This window comes from Streptococcus sanguinis, from assembly GCF_026781265.1.
Classification (GTDB): domain Bacteria; phylum Bacillota; class Bacilli; order Lactobacillales; family Streptococcaceae; genus Streptococcus; species Streptococcus sanguinis_T.
This window is the reverse complement of sequence record NZ_JAKUVC010000007.1, coordinates 1-17895: the sequence shown is the minus strand read 5'-3', so window position 1 is coordinate 17895 and position 17895 is coordinate 1. Positions and strand designations below refer to the sequence as shown.

The 17895-nt window shown below is 42.7% G+C and carries 13 protein-coding genes; 12 read left to right on the top strand and 1 reads right to left on the bottom strand.

Annotation, left to right across the window (positions count from 1 at the left end):
• Position 1: 1 nt before the first annotated feature.
• From sufC to sufB, 5 genes are read left to right on the top strand one after another with little or no spacing between them, the layout of a single operon-like run.
• Positions 2–772, top strand: coding sequence for a Fe-S cluster assembly ATPase SufC (sufC, locus tag MK370_RS08465; RefSeq protein WP_268684921.1), 771 nt, complete (start codon positions 2–4; stop codon positions 770–772).
• A gap of 41 nt (positions 773–813) precedes the next feature.
• Positions 814–2076 carry a Fe-S cluster assembly protein SufD gene (gene sufD, locus MK370_RS08460; protein WP_268684920.1) on the top strand — a complete coding sequence of 421 codons (1263 nt, stop codon included), beginning with the start codon at positions 814–816 and terminating at the stop codon, positions 2074–2076.
• Positions 2077–2116: 40 nt separating this feature from the next.
• Complete coding sequence (locus MK370_RS08455; protein ID WP_268684919.1) at positions 2117–3349, top strand: cysteine desulfurase; 1233 nt, start codon at positions 2117–2119, stop codon at positions 3347–3349.
• Entirely contained in the window at positions 3336–3773 is a 438-nt protein-coding gene (gene sufU / locus MK370_RS08450; protein WP_268684918.1) for a Fe-S cluster assembly sulfur transfer protein SufU, read from the top strand. Before MK370_RS08455 ends, sufU begins: the two co-directional genes overlap by 14 nt.
• Before the next feature lie 17 nt (positions 3774–3790).
• A complete protein-coding gene (gene sufB / locus MK370_RS08445; RefSeq protein WP_268684917.1) occupies positions 3791–5203 on the top strand; it encodes a Fe-S cluster assembly protein SufB in 1413 nt (470 codons plus the stop codon).
• A gap of 124 nt (positions 5204–5327) precedes the next feature.
• Here the strand turns inward: sufB and pbp3 are convergent, their stop codons facing one another.
• Complete coding sequence (gene pbp3 / locus MK370_RS08440; protein ID WP_268684916.1) at positions 5328–6596, bottom strand: D-alanyl-D-alanine carboxypeptidase PBP3; 1269 nt, start codon at positions 6594–6596, stop codon at positions 5328–5330.
• 295 nt (positions 6597–6891) lie between these two features.
• Between pbp3 and MK370_RS08435 the strand changes: the two genes are divergently transcribed.
• From MK370_RS08435 to MK370_RS08405, 7 genes are all read left to right on the top strand, one after another.
• Positions 6892–8847: a peptide ABC transporter substrate-binding protein gene (locus MK370_RS08435; protein WP_268684915.1), complete on the top strand. Its 1956-nt coding sequence runs from the start codon at positions 6892–6894 to the stop codon at positions 8845–8847.
• Positions 8848–9022: 175 nt separating this feature from the next.
• The gene (locus MK370_RS08430; protein ID WP_268684914.1) at positions 9023–10993 is read left to right on the top strand and encodes a peptide ABC transporter substrate-binding protein; all 1971 of its coding nucleotides are present in this window, start codon (positions 9023–9025) and stop codon (positions 10991–10993) included.
• A gap of 232 nt (positions 10994–11225) precedes the next feature.
• Positions 11226–13211, top strand: a complete 1986-nt coding sequence (locus tag MK370_RS08425) for a peptide ABC transporter substrate-binding protein (protein WP_268684913.1) — start codon at positions 11226–11228, stop codon at positions 13209–13211.
• 64 nt (positions 13212–13275) lie between these two features.
• Positions 13276–14772, top strand: a complete 1497-nt coding sequence (locus MK370_RS08420; protein WP_268684912.1) for an ABC transporter permease — start codon at positions 13276–13278, stop codon at positions 14770–14772.
• Positions 14772–15698, top strand: a complete 927-nt coding sequence (gene oppC, locus MK370_RS08415) for an oligopeptide ABC transporter permease OppC (protein WP_268684911.1) — start codon at positions 14772–14774, stop codon at positions 15696–15698. The genes MK370_RS08420 and oppC overlap by 1 nt, the downstream gene beginning before the upstream one ends.
• A gap of 8 nt (positions 15699–15706) precedes the next feature.
• Complete coding sequence (locus tag MK370_RS08410; RefSeq protein ID WP_268684910.1) at positions 15707–16774, top strand: ABC transporter ATP-binding protein; 1068 nt, start codon at positions 15707–15709, stop codon at positions 16772–16774.
• Between the two features lie 10 nt (positions 16775–16784).
• Positions 16785–17711, top strand: coding sequence for an ATP-binding cassette domain-containing protein (locus tag MK370_RS08405; protein ID WP_268684909.1), 927 nt, complete (start codon positions 16785–16787; stop codon positions 17709–17711).
• Positions 17712–17895: the final 184 nt, after the last annotated feature.

Sequence of the window (17895 nt, the reverse complement as noted above, 5' to 3'; positions counted from 1 at the left end):
AATGTCTGTCTTAGAAATCAAAGATCTTCATGTTGAAATTGAAGAGAAAAAAATTCTCAAAGGGGTGAATCTCACTCTGAAAACGGGAGAGGTTGCAGCTATTATGGGCCCGAATGGAACAGGGAAGTCCACCTTGTCTGCAGCCATCATGGGCAATCCTAACTACGAAGTGACTCAAGGAGAAGTGCTTTTTGATGGAGTCAATATCTTAGAATTGGAAGTGGATGAGCGTGCTCGCATGGGACTCTTCCTTGCTATGCAGTACCCTAGTGAAATTCCTGGTATTACTAATGCAGAGTTTCTCCGTGCAGCCATGAATGCTGGCAAGGAAGACGAGGAAAAAATCTCCGTCCGCGACTTTATCATGAAGCTGGATGAAAAGATGGAACTGCTCAACATGAAAGAAGAAATGGCTGAGCGTTATCTTAATGAAGGTTTCTCCGGTGGTGAAAAGAAGCGCAATGAAATCCTGCAGTTGCTCATGCTTGAGCCGACTTTTGCACTCTTGGATGAGATTGACTCAGGTCTGGATATCGATGCTCTTAAGGTTGTGTCCAAAGGGGTTAATGCTATGCGCGGTGAAGGCTTTGGTGCTATGATTATCACCCACTACCAACGCCTGCTCAACTATATCACTCCAGATGTGGTTCATGTCATGATGGATGGTAAAGTCGTTCTTTCTGGCGGTCCTGAATTGGCAGTCCGCTTGGAGAAAGAAGGCTATGCCAAGCTGGCTGAAGAGTTGGGCTTCACCTATACCGAAGAAGCCTAGTCAAACATTCTTTTGACTTTGATAAAAGATAGGAGAATGACATGACTAAAGAATTAATTCAAGAATTTTCACAGCTACATGCGGAGCCGGATTGGCTCTTTCAACTGCGCCAGCAAGCCTTTGATAAGATTGACCAGTTAGATTTGCCGCGTATTGAGCGGGTTAAATTTCATCGCTGGAATCTGGGGGACGGCCGTATTTCAGAGAGTGAGCCGCTGACAAGTGTTCCAGACTTTACAGCTCTAGATGACAATCTCAAGCTTGTCCAAGTGGGAACTCATACTGTTCTGGAGCAATTGCCGGCTGATTTGGCAGCCCAAGGTGTGGTCTTCACTGATTTCCACACAGCTTTGGAAGAAATTCCAGAGTTGGTAGAGAAGCATTTTATGTCCGCGGTCAAGTACGACGAGGACAAATTGGCGGCTTATCACACTGCCTATTTCAACAGCGGTGCAGTTCTTTATGTGCCGGACAATGTTGAGATTGACCAGCCGATTGAAGGAATTTTTTATCAGGACAGCGAAAGCGATGTTCCTTTTAACAAGCATATTTTGATTATCGCAGGCAAGCATTCCAAGGTTAACTACTTGGAACGCTTGGAAACTTACGGTGAGTGCTCTGTTCCAGTAACAGCCAATATCACTGTCGAAGTTATTGCTCAGGCTGGAGCTCAGATTAAGTTTTCAGCTATTGACCGCTTGGGCGAAAATGTAACGGCTTATATCAGCCGTCGCGGTAAGCTGGACAATGATGCTATGATTGACTGGGCTATTGGCGTTATGAACGAAGGCAATGTCGTGGCTGACTTTGATAGCGACCTCTATGGCAAGGGTAGCCATGCGGATATGAAAGTGGTGGCTCTTTCCAGCGGTAAGCAGGTTCAGGGAATTGATACCCGCGTAACTAACTATGGCTGCAACTCTATCGGAAATATCCTGCAGCACGGGGTTATCCTGGAAAAAGGGATCTTGACCTTCAATGGTATCGGTCATATTATCAAAGGGGCTAAGGGAGCAGATGCCCAGCAGGAAAGCCGGGTTCTCATGCTATCTGACCAAGCTCGCTCAGATGCTAATCCCATCCTCTTGATTGATGAAAACGATGTGACAGCTGGTCACGCGGCTTCTATCGGTCAGGTAGATCCAGAAGATATGTACTACCTCATGAGTCGGGGTCTTGATAAGGCGACGGCAGAGCGCTTGGTCGTGCGTGGCTTCTTAGGTTCAGTGATTGTGGAAATCCCTGTTAAGGAAGTCCGTGATGAAATGATTGAAAATATCGATATTATTCTCGCAAAAAGATAAAAAGCTGGGCCTTGTCCCGTGTAAGTAGATAGGAGTCTTCATGTCTGGATTTAATGCAGAAGCAATCAAGAAAGATTTTCCCATTTTGGACCAAATTGTCAATGATGAGCCTTTGGTTTATTTGGACAATGCAGCGACAACTCAGAAACCTAAGCAGGTGCTAGATGCCATTGAGGAATACTATCTTAGAGACAATGCCAACGTCCACCGCGGTGTGCATACGCTAGCCGAGCGGGCGACGGCAGCTTATGAAGCAGCCAGAGAAAGAATTCGCTCTTTTATCAATGCGGCTTCTAGCAGAGAAATTCTCTTTACACGAGGAACCACGACGAGTCTTAATTGGGTGGCTCGCTTTGCAGCTGAAAGGCTGCAGTCTGGTGATGAAGTGATGATTTCTATCATGGAGCACCATTCTAATGTCATTCCCTGGCAGGAAGCTTGTAGGAAGACCGGAGCCAAGTTGGTTTATGTCTATCTCAAAGATGGTGCTCTGGATATGGATGATTTCCGTGCCAAGCTCAGTGAGCGAACCAAGTTTGTTTCTCTGGCTCATGCTTCTAATGTCCTCGGTGTCATCAATCCCATCAAGGAGATTGCCCAGCTGGTTCATCAGCAAGGAGCGCTTTTGGTGGTGGATGGGGCTCAATCCATTCCGCACATGAAAATTGATGTGCAGGATTTGGATGCGGACTTCTTCGCCTTTTCGGGGCATAAGATGGCTGGGCCGACCGGTATCGGGGTTCTCTATGGCAAGGAAGAACTGCTAGATCAGATGTCGCCAGTCGAGTTCGGCGGCGAAATGATTGATTTCGTCTATGAGCAGGAAGCGACTTGGAAGGAGCTTCCTTGGAAGTCTGAGGCTGGAACGCCAAATATGGCTGGAGCAATCGGTCTTGCGGCGGCCATTGATTATTTGGAAGACTTGGGTATGGATGCCATTGCCCAGCATGAGCAGGACCTGATTGCCTACGTATTTCCTAAGCTGCAGGCAGTAGAAGGGTTGACCATTTATGGCTCTCAGGATTTGGCCCAGCGCTCAGGTGTGATTGCCTTTAACTTGGATGGTCTCCATCCGCATGATGTCGCGACGGCTCTGGACTACGAAGGAGTAGCTGTTCGGGCGGGTCACCATTGTGCTCAGCCTTTACTCACTTATCTGCAGGTGCCAGCGACTGTGCGAGCCAGCTTTTATGTTTACAATACCTATGCGGATTGCGACAAGCTGGTAGATGCTTTAGAAAAGACAAAGGAGTTTTTCAATGGCACTTTCTAAGTTAGACAGTCTTTACAAGGCGGTTGTGAACGACCACTCGGCTCACCCCCATCATCATGGGAAACTGGAAGATGTGGAGCAGGTAGTCCTCAATAACCCGACCTGTGGCGATGTCATTAGCCTGTCTGTCAAGTTTAATGCTGAAAATCAGATTGAGGATATTGCCTTTGTAAATTCTGGCTGTACCATTTCAACGGCTTCAGCCAGCATGATGACGGATGCGGTTCTGGGCAAGACAAAAGAGCAGGCACTGGAATTAGCAGAGGTCTTCTCACAGATGGTTCAGGGCCAAGAAGACAGTCGCCAGAAAGAATTAGGAGATGGAGCCTTTTTAGCAGGTGTTGCCAAATTCCCGCAGCGAATTAAGTGTGCGACCTTGGGTTGGAATGCCCTCAAGCGAGCAATTGAAGAAGATAAAAAGTAAGAACATGAAAGGAAATTATGTCAGAAGAAAGAGTAGAACCAAAACCGATTGATCTCGGTGAGTACAAGTTTGGTTTCCATGACGATGTTGAGCCTGTTATCTCGACAGGAAAAGGGTTGAATGAAGCGGTCATTCGTGAGCTTTCTGCAGCCAAGGATGAACCAGAGTGGATGCTGGATTTCCGTCTCAAATCCTACGAGACTTTCAAGAAGATGCCAATGCAGACTTGGGGTCCGGATTTGTCTGAGATTAATTTTGATGACTTGATTTATTACCAAAAGGCCTCTGATAAGCCAGCTAGAAGCTGGGATGAAGTACCTGAGAAGATTAAGGAAACCTTTGAGCGGATTGGGATTCCAGAAGCAGAGCGAGCTTACCTGGCTGGTGCAGCTGCCCAGTATGAGTCCGAAGTGGTCTACCACAATATGAAGGAAGAGTTCCAAAAGCTAGGCATCGTCTTTACGGATACCGACTCAGCTCTTAAGGAATACCCAGAGCTTTTCAAGCAGTATTTTGCTAAGCTGGTTCCTCCAACAGATAACAAGCTAGCAGCTCTCAACTCCGCCGTCTGGTCTGGTGGTACCTTCATCTATGTGCCAAAAGGTGTCAAGGTAGATGTTCCTTTGCAGACTTATTTCCGGATTAACAATGAAAATTCGGGTCAGTTTGAGCGGACTTTGATTATCGTTGATGAGGGTGCTAGCGTCCATTATGTAGAAGGATGTACTGCTCCGACATACTCCAGCAATAGCTTGCATGCGGCAATTGTCGAAATTTTTGCCCTCGATGGTGCCTATATGCGCTACACCACTATTCAAAACTGGTCCGATAATGTCTACAACCTCGTGACCAAGCGGGCGCGGGCTATGAAAGATGCAACGGTTGAGTGGATTGACGGGAACCTAGGTGCGAAAACGACTATGAAATATCCGTCTGTCTATCTAGATGGGCCTGGAGCGCGTGGAACAATGTTGTCTATTGCCTTTGCCAATACCAATCAGCACCAAGATACAGGGGCTAAGATGATTCACAATGCTCCGCATACCAGCTCGTCTATCGTGTCTAAGTCTATTGCTAAGGGCGGAGGTAAAGTGGACTACCGCGGGCAAGTGACCTTTGGAAAGAATTCACAGAAATCCGTCAGCCATATTGAGTGTGATACGATTATCATGGATGATATTTCTGCGTCAGATACCATTCCCTTTAATGAAATTCATAATTCTCAGGTGGCTCTGGAGCATGAGGCTAAGGTTTCTAAGATTTCAGAAGAGCAGCTCTACTATCTCATGAGCCGGGGGTTGTCCGAATCCGAAGCCACCGAAATGATTGTCATGGGCTTTGTCGAGCCATTCACCAAAGAACTGCCTATGGAATATGCTGTTGAGCTTAACCGCCTTATTAGCTATGAAATGGAAGGATCAGTTGGGTAAAACTTTAAATCACTGCTTGAAGAACCGCATTGCGAGTTAATATTCAAAGAAGTTTGCTAGTTCTAGTCCAACATTTACAATGTATACAAAAACAACCGCGAATCATTTGATTCGCGGCTTTTCTTTATAGTTTCTCGTTGACATAGCGGACGAAGTCATTCCACCAGACCTTGAAGAAAATACTTTTTTCCACCTCTTGGCCTGCCACCATTGTGACAGAAGGTGCTTTGTTTTCCAGATAGCCTTGGCCGATCGGTTCAGGGTCGGTATAGGTCAAGGTTCCGAGTTCAGTATTTTTTTTCAGCGGAGCTTGAAAGCCTTTTTCGTTGGTAGAAAATTCCACCTTGTGCTCAGCCTGATTGGCGATGCGCTCAATGATGGTGAAATCCTTGCTGGCGACGGCTGGAACGGTCTTTTGCTTGCCATCAATAACGGTTGAATGGCTTTTATTGTAGGCTTCCCCCTCAGCCACAATGGTCGTCTGAGTGAAGTTTTGCGAAACGTAGTTCATCAAAGACGCTGTGGCTACAAAGCGCGCATAAGGGTCGCCGTCAGTTTGCTCAACGTCCAGCACAACTGTAATCATGCGGATACCATTTTCAGTAGTTGTTGCAACAAAGGAAGATCCTCCCTTATCCGAACTGCCGGCTTTAAGTCCGTCCACACCTGATCGGAAGTTGGACTGGTTTTCCAGCATGAAGTTATAGTTTTCCAGACTCGTCCCTGCAAATTTGGCTGTGGACTTGGACGTGACGTCTGTCACTTGAGGAAAGTCCATAATCAGATGTTGGCTGATAACAGCCAAGTCGTAGGCGCTGAATTTGTTTTCAGTGTCCTTGCTTTTTTTAGATGTGCTAGCTGAGGCAGTATAGTCTGTTTCTTCGGTTGCGTATTCCAGAAGAAGAGTATTCAGCCCGGTGGAGTTCACAATAGTTGCATCTTTGATTCCCCATTCTTTGAGCTTAGCTTTCATCATTTGGACGAAATTTTCTTCGCTGCCCCCAACCTTCTCAGCCAAAGCAATCGTGGCACTGTTGGCGCTGGACATCAAGGACGCGGCAATCAAGTCCTTGACTTTGTAACGTCTGGCTTCCAAAGGGACATTACTGATATTTGGATTAGCTGTCAGATTGTAGGCGTAGTCTGAAATATCAACATAGGTATCGGCAGTCAGATCTCCTCTGTCAATGGCTTCATAGACCAGATAGACGGTCAAAAGATTGGTAATAGAGCCAACTTCAATTGGTGTAGTTGCGTTTTTTTCGTAGAGAATCTTTCCAGAAGTAGCATCCACAGCCATTGCACTTTTAGCGGCAATGTTGTAATCATCTGCTGCAACCTTGCTGGCGGTCATTCCGACCAAAACTAGTAAACATAGGAATAATCGTTTCATTTCTTTCCCCTAAAACAAGATATAACCATTGTATCATAAAAAGCTCTTTTCTTTCACAAATGAAGGATAATAAAAATATTACAGAATAGATGTAAAAAGGCGCCGATATTGACTTTTAACGCATTTTTATAAAGTTTAGCATAGAAAAATATGACAATAATTAAAAAATATTTGAAAAAACACAGCTTATAGGGCTGAAAAATAGAAAATTATTATTTTTTTACATAAAGTGTTTGCTTTTTCAAAAAAATATTGTATAATAATACAATATACTGAATTGCGAAGGAGAATGCTCATGAAAAAATCTAAATGGTTTGCCATTACTGGACTGACAGTCGTGTCAGCACTGATTTTAGCCGCTTGTGGAAGTTCTAGTGCCAGCAATACTTATTCTTATGTTTATATTGCTGATCCTGATACCCTGGACTATGTAAATTCCAATCGGGCAACGACTTCTGATGTGGCTTCAAATCTGGTCGATGGTCTTTTGGAAAATGACAAGTATGGTAATCTGGTTCCATCTATTGCGGAAGACTGGACTGTTTCAAAGGATGGTCTGACTTACACCTACAAGCTTCGTAAAGATGCTAAATGGTACACTTCAGATGGAGAGGAATATGAAAGTGTCAAAGCCCAAGACTTTGTCACTGGTTTGAAGCACGCAGCAGATGAAAAATCAGAAGCCCTTCCAATTGTCCAAAGCTCTATCAAAGGCTTGGATGCCTATGTCAAGGGTGAGTCAAATGACTTTTCAACGGTTGGCGTCAAGGCTGTCGATGACTATACGGTCGAGTATACTCTTAACCAGCCAGAAAGTTATTGGAATTCTAAAACGACTATGGGGATTCTCTTTCCGATTAACAAAGAATTCTTGGAATCAAAAGGAAAAGATTTTGGTACTGTAAAACCTTCTTCCATTCTTTATAATGGCCCTTATATTCTGAAGGCTTTTACTTCTAAGTCTGTCATTGAATATGCTAAAAACCAGAACTACTGGGATAAGGACAATGTCAAGGTTGAAAATATAAAGCTGACTTATTTTGATGGTTCAGATCAGGAATCCTTGATCCGCAACTTCTCAGACGGAGCCTATTCTCAAGCACGGCTTTACCCAACAAGCTCTAACTACGCTTCTGTAGAAAAGCAGTACAAAGACAATATTATCTACACACCACAGAACTCAACCAGCTATTTCTTTGGCTTCAATCTGAATCGTAAGGCTTATAATCATTCGTCTAAGACTACAGATGCTCAGAAGACATCGACTACAGCGGCTATTCAAAATAAAGACTTCCGTCAGGCGATTAACTTTGCCTTTGACAGGACATCTTTTGGAGCTCAGATGAATGGTAAAGATGGAGCAACTAAACTCATCCGTAGCTTGCTAGTTCCTCCTAGCTTCGTGCAGATTGATGGCAAAGACTTTTCAGATGAAGTAGAGAGCAAACTTCCTACATACGGCGATGAGTGGAGTGGTGTTAAACTGACAGATGCCCAAGACAGCATCTACAATGCTGATAAAGCTAAGGCAGAGTTTGCTAAGGCTAAAGAAACCTTACAAGCAGAAGGTGTTGAATTCCCTATCCATATTGATGTTCCTGTGGATCAGACTGACAAAGTCTTAGTACAGCGAACCAACTCTTTCAAGCAGTCTGTTGAAGCGGCGCTTGGTCAAGAAAATGTTGTTATTGATGTTCAGCAAATGTCCACAGATGACTACGATAATTCAGCCTACTTTGCAGAAACAGCAGCTCAGAAAGACTACGACCTCAATATGTCTGGCTGGTCAGCGGATTATCAAGATCCATCAACTTATCTGAATATTTTCAACCCAGAAACTGGTGATATTCTGGATAATATAGGCTTAGAAAAAGGGAAAAATCAAGATATCGTCAATAAAGTCGGCTTGAACGAATACAAAGAGTTATTGGATGAGGCAGATAAGGAAAAACAAGATACCGACGCTCGTTATACCAAATACGCAGCAGCTCAAGCTTGGCTGACAGATAGCTCCATTGTTATTCCTAGTGTTTCTGCGGGTGGTTCACCAGTTGTTCAGAAGGTCGTGCCATTTACCAAGTCTTACTCTTATGTCGGAATCAAAGGAGATGTCTATGTCTTTAAGAACATGGAGCTCCAAAATGATATTGTGACAGCTAAAGACTATGAAGCAGCTCTTAAGAAATGGGAAAAAGAAAAGGAAGCATCCAACAAAAAAGCCCAAGAAGAGCTAGAAAAACACATTAAATAAAATCCAGAACAGCAAGAGCTCGGCTCTTTGCTGACAGTGTTGAAATAAGTGATTTAATGGAGAGAACATTTTTGTTCTCTCTTTTTTATATGACTCTCTATTGCATTGAAACGTTTACATCCTGTCGCAGAAGTGCTATAATGAAAGTAATCTTAATGAAAACTGGAGGAAGTTTATGAAAACATCTAAGTTAGCTGCAGCTGCTGGGCTTGTCATTCTCTCTACAGGAATTTTGGCTGCCTGTTCGTTTGGCGGCTCCAATTCATCTGGGAAAAACTATAGCTATGTTTATACCGCAGATCCAGATACGCTGGATTACACTGTGTCCAATAAGCGGGCAACCAATGAGATTATGGCTAATGTAGTGGATGGTTTGCTGGAAAGCGATAAGTATGGTAACTTAGTGCCTTCTCTAGCGGAAGATTGGACCGTTTCAAAAGATGGTCTGACCTATACTTATAAGCTTCGTGAGGGAGTGAAATGGTATACTTCTGATGGTGAAGAGTATGCAGATGTGACTGCTAAGGACTTTGTGACCAGTCTGAAGCATGCTGCAGACAGCAAGTCTGATGGTCTCTATATCGTTCAAAAATCCATTAAAGGCTTGGACGACTATGTTAATGGTAAAATAACTGACTTCTCCCAAGTTGGTGTTAAGGCGGTAGATGATTCTACCGTTCAATACACGTTGAATCAGCCAGAAAGTTTCTGGAATTCTAAGACAACCATGGGGATTCTTTTCCCAATTAACGAAGAATTTCTGAAATCAAAAGGTGACAAGTTTGCTCAGGGAACGGATCCGACCAGTGTCCTCTATAACGGTCCGTTTATCTTGAAATCTATCACTTCGAAATCTCAAATTAGTTTAGAGAAGAATCCAAACTATTGGGATAAGGAAAAGGTGAAAATCGACACCGTCAAGTTCTCTTACTACGATGGTCAAGATACAGAATCTCTGGTACGTGGCTTCTCTGACGGTAATTACACCATTGCTCGTCTTTTCCCAAATAGTTCCAACTTTGCCAGTGTGAAGAAACAGTATGGCGACAATATCGTCTACACTCCTCAAGGTTCAGGAACCTTCGTTGTCACAACTAATATAGACCGTCAGTCTTACGAGCATACTTCTAAGACAACGGATGCACAGAAATCTTCCACTAAGAAAGCACTGCTCAATAAAGATTTCCGTCAGGCTCTGCTTTTTGCCTTTGACCGAACTGCCTATTCTGCACAAACCAATGGCGAAGAAGCGGCAGACAAGCAGCTTCGTAATATTTTTGTTCCGCCAACCTTTGTTCAAGCTAATGGTAAAGAGTTCGGCAGCATTGTAGAAGAAAATCTAGCTAACTACGGTGATGAGTGGAAGGGAGTCAAATTAGACGACGCTCAGGATGGTCTTTATAATCCAGAAAAAGCCAAGGCAGAATTTGCCAAAGCTAAGGAAGCGCTGCAAGCAGAAGGAGTAGAATTCCCTATTCATCTGGATATTCCGGTCAGCTCAGCAGATACCAATGGCGTTAAGAGTGTTCAGTCACTGAAGCAGTCTATTGAATCCAATCTTGGCTCTGATAATGTAGTGATTGACATTCAGCAGATGACAGATGATGAGTTGAATAACATCACCTACTTTGCGAACTCTGCATCTCAAGAAGACTGGGACTTGAATAATAATCTCGGCTGGAGCCCAGATTATAACGATCCATCTTCTTATCTGGAAATCACTGGCTCTAAGACTGGTGAGAATGTTGACGGCTACTTTGGTTTTGACCCTGGAACAGATAACGCAGCGGCTAAAGAGGCCGGCTTTGAAGAGTATGACAAGCTCTTGGAAGATGCAGCTGCGGAAAACGAGGATATTAACAAACGTTACGAAAAGTATGCTGCAGCTCAGGCTTGGCTAACTGATAGTGCCCTGTTGATGCCAGCTTGGTCATCTGGTGCAACACCAAGTGTCCGTAAGGTTGTTCCATTCTCGGGACCATTTGCTTGGACTGGAAACAAGGGTGAATACAGCTTTAAATATGTTGAAATCCAAGATAAACCAATAACGACTAAAGAATATGAAAAAGCGCGTGAAAAATGGGCAAAAGAAAAGGAAGAATCCAATAAAAAAGCTCAAGAAGAACTCGCAGAACATATCAAATAGAGCAAGAAAATCCCATTGTAGCAACAGTGGGATTTTTGATGATTTTGAAGACGAAATGGACGAGGTTGAGCTTGTCTAGTCCTAGATAATAAACATCCGAGAAAACCATTTGCATAAAAATCTTAGGGTGTTAGTGAGCTAACTTAATATTCTGAAAATTTATTTTACTTTTAGTACTATCTATGCTATAATCTTAATTAAATCTAAAAATCTAAAAGATGGAGAAACCTATATGAAACAAAGCAAAGTCCTTGCATTAGCAGGAGTTACTCTTCTTGCAGCTGGCTTTCTTGCAGCTTGCTCAGGCTCTAAGCCAAACACAAACTCAGGCAGCTCAGACTCTTCTAACACCTTTAATTATATCTACGAGACAGATCCTGAAAACTTGAACTATCTCACTTCAAGTAAGGCTGCTACAACAGATTTGACAGCCAATGTCATTGACGGTCTTTTAGAAAACGACCAATATGGAAACTTAGTTCCTTCAATGGCAGAGGAATGGACTGTATCGCCAGATGGAAAAACTTATACTTACAAACTTCGCAAAGATGCTAAGTGGTATACTTCCGAAGGTGAAGAGTACGCAGATGTGACAGCAGAAGACTTTGTTACAGGACTTAAGTATGCAGCAGACAATAAATCTGAAACAATCTACTTGGTTCAGGATTCTGTCAAAGGGCTTAAGGACTATATTTCTGGGAAGATTGATTTCTCAGAAGTAGGGATTAAAGCAGTCGATGATCATACCGTTGAGTATACTCTTAATGAGCCAGAAAGTTTCTGGAATTCTAAGACTACAATGGGTATTCTCTATCCAGTAAACAAAGAGTTCTTGAAAAACCAAGGTGATAAGTTTGCCCAAGCAACTGATCCAACAAGCTTGCTTTATAATGGACCTTTCTTGCTCAAATCATTGACTTCAAAATCTGAAATTCAATTTGAGAAGAATCCTAATTATTGGGACAAAGAAAATGTTCATGTAGATGCAGTTAAACTCTCTTTCTATGATGGACAAGATCAAGGGAAACTAGCTGATCAGTTCAGTCAAGGGGCTTTGACAACAGCTAGACTCTTCCCAACTAGTGCGACTTATGAAAAGGTTGAAAAAGACTTTAAAGATAATATCGTCTATACACCTCAAGATGCCTCAACATTCTTAGTAGGTACAAACATTGATCGTCAGTCTTACAACCATACTGCTAAGACGTCAGAAGCTCAAAAGACTTCAACTAAGAAAGCCTTGCTTAACAAGGACTTCCGTCAGGCTTTGACCTTTGCTTTCAATCGTGAATCCTATGCATCTCAGATTAATGGTAAGGACGGAGCAGACAAACTTCTTCGCAATCTTTACATCCCACCTACATTTGTGCAAGCTGGTGACAAGTCCTTCGGTGACTTAGTTAAGGAAAAAGTCGTAACCTATGGTGACGAATGGAAAGATGTGGACTTCTCAGATGGCCAAGATGGATTCTATAACGAGAACAAAGCTAAGGCTGAATTTGAAAAAGCAAAAGAAGCTTTGAAAGCCGATGGCGTAGAATTCCCGATCCATCTGGACATTCCGGTTGATCAAACAGCTACTTCTAAAGTACAGCGCGTTCAATCCCTCAAGCAGTCTATTGAAAAGACTTTGGGAACAGATAATGTTGTGATTGATGTTCACCAATTGTCTAAAGATGAAGTGACCAACATTACCTTGTTCGCACCTTCTGCTGCTGAAGAGGACTGGGATATTTCAGATAATGTCGGCTGGTCTCCTGACTATCAAGACCCATCTACCTATCTGGATGTTATCAAACCTGGTGGTGAGAATACTAAGACCTTCTTAGGATTTGACGGCACCGATAATGCTGCAGCAAAACAAGTTGGTTTGGATGAATATACCAAACTAGTTGAAGAAGCTGGAGCAGAGAAGATGGATCTCAACAAGCGCTACGAAAAATATGCGGCTGCTCAGGCTTGGCTGACTGATAGTGCTTTGTTGATTCCGGTAACTTCTAGAACTGGCCGTCCAACCTTGACTAAGGTAGTACCATTCTCAGCACCGTTTGCTTGGTCTGGTGCTAAGGCGCGTGAAGCAGCAAGTTATAAGTACATGAAATTGCAGGATGAGACTGTAACGACAAAAGATTATAATAGCGCTCAGGAAAAATGGAATAAAGAACGTGTGGAATCTAATAAAAAAGCTCAAGAAGAATTAGCAGACCACGTGAAATAAGCTTGCTAAGAGAACTTTCTCTAATAGAGGAGAAAGTTCTTTTGGAATTTAAAGGAAACGATAAATGAAAAAATATATTTTTATGCGTATTTTACGCTCAATTGTGTCGATTTTCTTGGTGACGACCCTGACTTATGCCATTATCTATACCATGGTGCCAAGAAGGTTGATTTTCAAGCAGGATCCTAACTATAATAAAATAGCGACCAATAAAGATAAAAAAGCTAACTATGAAAACACCATCTTTGAGCGGATGGGTTACATTGACTATTATGATACTAAGGAACTACAGGAGAAAGCCAGCAAGGAAGAGTCCTCTGTTACAACAGAAGCTACAGAAGCAAACAAGAAGATTTATCAGAAGTATATTGATAAACTTGGCAATGGCTGGAAATTGCAGAAATTCCCACTGAGCGGAGAATTCTATGCTGTACGTGAAGTGCCTGTTTATGAGCGTGTATTTGAGTTCTATGCTAATTTGATTCAAATTGACCATCCAAATGTTATCCAAGATGAGGAAAATCCAAACCTAGAGCGTTATATCCGGTTTGAAAATGATCCTTCTGTTGGCTGGTCTCTTGTGGGTTCTGGTACCAAGCATAAGTATCTGCTGTACTTTAATGGTCAGTTCCCATTTGTCCACCAGAACTTTATCACCTTTAATTTAGGTAATTCTTATCCAACCTATGCTAATATTCCTGTTCTGCAGGTTATTACACAGGGACAAGGGCAAACTAAGTCTTCTGAAGTTCAATTCCCGACAGGTAAAAAGACATCGTCTGTTAATATTTATTCTCGTACTTACAAGACGCCAAGCAAAGCCGATTCACAGGACATTGCTAAGTTTGGTAAGGGAGATGCCTATACAGCGACTCAAAGCAACTATCAAAATCCATCCATGATTACCAGCTCAGCCATTATTGGTTTGATTGGTGTGGCTCTGTCTTATCTGATTGCTATTCCGCTCGGTTCCTACATGGCTCGACTTAAGAATACATGGTTTGATAGCATTTCCACAGCAGGTTTGACCTTCATGATGTCACTGCCAACCATCGCCTTGGTCTACATTGTCCGTTTGGCGGGGTCTGCCGTTGGTCTTCCAGATTCCTTCCCAATCTTGGGAGCGGGAGATTGGCGCTCTTATGTCCTGCCAGCTGTTATTCTAGGGCTTTTGAGTGCTCCTTGGACAGCTGTTTGGATTCGCCGGTATATGATTGACCTTCAGTCTCAGGATTTTGTCCGCTTTGCGCGTGCTAAGGGTCTCTCAGAAAAAGAAATTTCTAACAAGCACATCTTTAAAAACGCTATGGTGCCGCTGGTATCTAGTATTCCAGCTTCAATCGTCGGAGTTATTGCGGGTGCAACCTTGACAGAAACAGTCTTTGCTTTCCCTGGTATGGGTAAGATGTTGATTGATTCCGTTAAGGCATCTAATAACTCTATGGTTGTCGGTCTTGTATTCATCTTCACATGTCTGTCTATCTTTGCCCTCTTGCTGGGTGACATTCTGATGACTGTACTGGACCCACGTATCAAGTTAACATCAAAAGGAGGTAAATAATGGCTACAATTGATAAAAGCAAATTCCAATTTGTCAAACGTGACGATTTTGCCTCTGAAACGATTGATGCTCCAGCCTACTCTTACTGGAAATCAGTCATGCGCCAATTCCTTAAAAAGAAATCAACCATTACTATGCTGGGAATTCTGATTGCCATTATTCTCATGAGCTTCATTTATCCTATGTTTTCAGACTTCGACTTTAATGACGTGAGTAAGGTAAATGACTTTAGTATGCGTTATATCAAGCCAAGTGGCCAGTACTGGTTTGGAACGGATAGTAATGGTAAGTCTCTCTTTGATGGTGTTTGGTTTGGTGCTCGTAACTCTATTCTTATTTCGATTATTGCGACGGTTATTAATCTGACTATCGGAGTTATCATCGGCGGTATCTGGGGAATTTCCAAAACAGTTGACCGCGTCATGATGGAAGTCTACAATATCATTTCAAACATCCCAGCCCTCTTGATTGTCATCGTCTTGACCTACTCTATCGGTGCTGGTTTCTGGAATCTTATTTTTGCTATGACGATTACTGGTTGGGTCGGTATTGCTTACACTATCCGTGTGCAGATTATACGCTATCGGGATTTGGAGTACAACCTTGCCTCTCGTACTCTTGGTACACCGACTCTCAAGATTGTAACGAAGAACATTATGCCGCAGTTGGTATCTGTTATCGTGACCACCACTTCACAAATGTTGCCAAGCTTTATCTCTTACGAAGCCTTTCTGTCCTTCTTTGGCTTAGGGCTTCCTGTAACAGTGCCAAGTTTGGGACGCTTGATTTCAGATTATTCTCAAAACGTGACGACCAATGCCTACCTCTTTTGGATTCCGCTTACAACTCTGATTTTGGTATCCCTTACTTTCTTCGTAGTTGGTCAAAACTTAGCCGACGCCAGCGATCCACGTACACATAGATAGGAGTAAATATGACAAAGAATGAAAATGTAATATTGACTGCTCGCGATATTGTCGTGGAATTCGATGTTCGCGATCGTGTCTTAACCGCCATTCGAGGTGTCTCATTGGACTTAATTGAAGGCGAAGTCCTGGCTATTGTTGGTGAATCAGGTTCAGGAAAGTCTGTCTTAACCAAGACTTTTACTGGTATGTTAGAAGAAAACGGCCGTGTAGCTCAAGGAACCATTGATTACCGAGGCAAAGATTTGATGACTCTTCGGACTAACAAAGATTGGGAGCCGATTCGTGGTGCGAAAATTGCGACTATCTTCCAAGATCCTATGACGAGCTTGGATCCGATTAACACCATTGGAAGCCAGATTACAGAAGTCATTATCAAACACCAAGGGAAGTCAAGCAAAGAAGCTAAAAAAATGGCCATTGATTACATGAGTAAAGTCGGAATTCCAGATGCGGAAAAACGTTTCGAAGAGTATCCTTTCCAATACTCAGGTGGTATGCGGCAGCGGATTGTTATTGCTATTGCCTTGGCTTGCCGTCCTGATATTCTTATCTGTGATGAGCCGACAACAGCCCTCGATGTAACCATTCAAGCGCAGATCATTGACTTGCTCAAATCCTTGCAGCAAGAATATCATTTCACAACCATCTTTATTACGCACGACCTTGGAGTTGTAGCTAGTATTGCAGATAAGGTTGCAGTCATGTATGCTGGTGAGATTATCGAATACGGTACAGTTGAAGAAATCTTCTATGAGCCAAAACATCCTTATACATGGAGTCTGCTGTCAAGCTTGCCTCAGTTGGCAGATGCGAATGGTGCCCTCTACTCGATTCCTGGAACGCCACCGTCTCTTTATTCACCAATCAAAGGGGATGCCTTTGCTTTGCGTTCTGACTATGCCATGTCAATTGACTTTGAAGAAGCAGCGCCGGCTTTCAATGTGTCAGATACTCATTGGGCTAAGACTTGGTTGCTCCATGAAGATGCGCCTAAGGTTCATAAACCAGAAATTATCGAAAACCTGCATGAAAAAATTCGTTCAAAAATGGGTTTCAATCAATTAGAAGCTTAGGAGGAAGGAAATGACTGAAAAATTAGTTGAAATTAAAGATTTAGAAATTTCCTTCGGTGAAGGAAGTAAGAAATTTGTAGCAGTAAAAAACGCAAATTTCTTCATCAATAAGGGGGAAACTTTCTCTCTTGTAGGAGAATCAGGTTCTGGTAAGACTACGATTGGTCGAGCTATTATCGGACTTAATGATACCAGTGCAGGCGATATCTTCTATGAAGGTAAAAAGATTAACGGGAAAAAGTCTAAAGCAGAAGAAGCAGACTTGATCCGCAAGATTCAGATGATTTTCCAAGATCCAGCTGCTAGTCTGAATGAGCGTGCAACGGTTGACTATATCATATCTGAGGGGCTCTACAATTATCATTTATTTGATAGCGAAGAAGATCGTCAAAGAAAAGTCAAAAATATCATCAATGAAGTTGGTTTGTTGGCTGAGCATTTAACTCGCTATCCTCATGAATTCTCTGGTGGACAGCGTCAGCGGATTGGGATTGCTCGTGCTTTGGTCATGCAACCAGATTTCGTAATTGCGGATGAGCCAATCTCCGCCTTGGATGTGTCTGTCCGGGCTCAGGTTCTGAATCTTTTAAAAAAATTCCAAAAAGAATTAGGCTTGACATATCTCTTTATTGCCCATGACCTTTCGGTAGTTCGTTTTATTTCTGATCGTATCGCCGTGATTTACAAAGGTGTCATTGTAGAGGTGGCAGAGACAGAGGAGCTATTCAACCATCCTGTCCATCCTTACACACAATCCCTACTCTCAGCTGTACCAATTCCAGACCCAATCTTGGAGCGTAAAAAAGTGTTGAAGGTCTATGATCCTGAACAGCACGATTATTCAGTTGATAAACCAGAAATGGCAGAGATTCGTCTAGGACATTATGTCTGGGCTAATAAAGCAGAACTCGAAAAGTATAAACAAGAACAAGAATAGAAAAAATGTCCGAAAGGGCATTTTTTTTGCGCCTTTAAAACAAGATAGAATGTAGGCCAATTTAGCAGCCTCAAAGATATGTAATATCATCCACTAACTTAAAAACAATAATTTTTTCAAAAAAATTAGAAAAAGGTATTGACAGGGTGAGGGTATAGGTGATATACTAATATAGTTGTCGCGA

What these genes read in the sequence shown, in the direction of transcription:
- MK370_RS08405 (WP_268684909.1), top strand. Translation starts at nt 16,785, where the DNA reads ATGACTGAAAAATTAGTTGAAATTAAAGATTTAGAAATTTCCTTCGGT.
- sufU (WP_268684918.1), top strand. Translation starts at nt 3,336, where the DNA reads ATGGCACTTTCTAAGTTAGACAGTCTTTACAAGGCGGTTGTGAACGAC.
- oppC (WP_268684911.1), top strand. Translation starts at nt 14,772, where the DNA reads ATGGCTACAATTGATAAAAGCAAATTCCAATTTGTCAAACGTGACGAT.
- MK370_RS08430 (WP_268684914.1), top strand. Translation starts at nt 9,023, where the DNA reads ATGAAAACATCTAAGTTAGCTGCAGCTGCTGGGCTTGTCATTCTCTCT.
- MK370_RS08410 (WP_268684910.1), top strand. Translation starts at nt 15,707, where the DNA reads ATGACAAAGAATGAAAATGTAATATTGACTGCTCGCGATATTGTCGTG.
- MK370_RS08420 (WP_268684912.1), top strand. Translation starts at nt 13,276, where the DNA reads ATGAAAAAATATATTTTTATGCGTATTTTACGCTCAATTGTGTCGATT.
- MK370_RS08425 (WP_268684913.1), top strand. Translation starts at nt 11,226, where the DNA reads ATGAAACAAAGCAAAGTCCTTGCATTAGCAGGAGTTACTCTTCTTGCA.
- MK370_RS08455 (WP_268684919.1), top strand. Translation starts at nt 2,117, where the DNA reads ATGTCTGGATTTAATGCAGAAGCAATCAAGAAAGATTTTCCCATTTTG.
- sufD (WP_268684920.1), top strand. Translation starts at nt 814, where the DNA reads ATGACTAAAGAATTAATTCAAGAATTTTCACAGCTACATGCGGAGCCG.
- sufB (WP_268684917.1), top strand. Translation starts at nt 3,791, where the DNA reads ATGTCAGAAGAAAGAGTAGAACCAAAACCGATTGATCTCGGTGAGTAC.
- MK370_RS08435 (WP_268684915.1), top strand. Translation starts at nt 6,892, where the DNA reads ATGAAAAAATCTAAATGGTTTGCCATTACTGGACTGACAGTCGTGTCA.
- pbp3 (WP_268684916.1), bottom strand. Translation starts at nt 6,596, where the DNA reads ATGAAACGATTATTCCTATGTTTACTAGTTTTGGTCGGAATGACCGCC.
- sufC (WP_268684921.1), top strand. Translation starts at nt 2, where the DNA reads ATGTCTGTCTTAGAAATCAAAGATCTTCATGTTGAAATTGAAGAGAAA.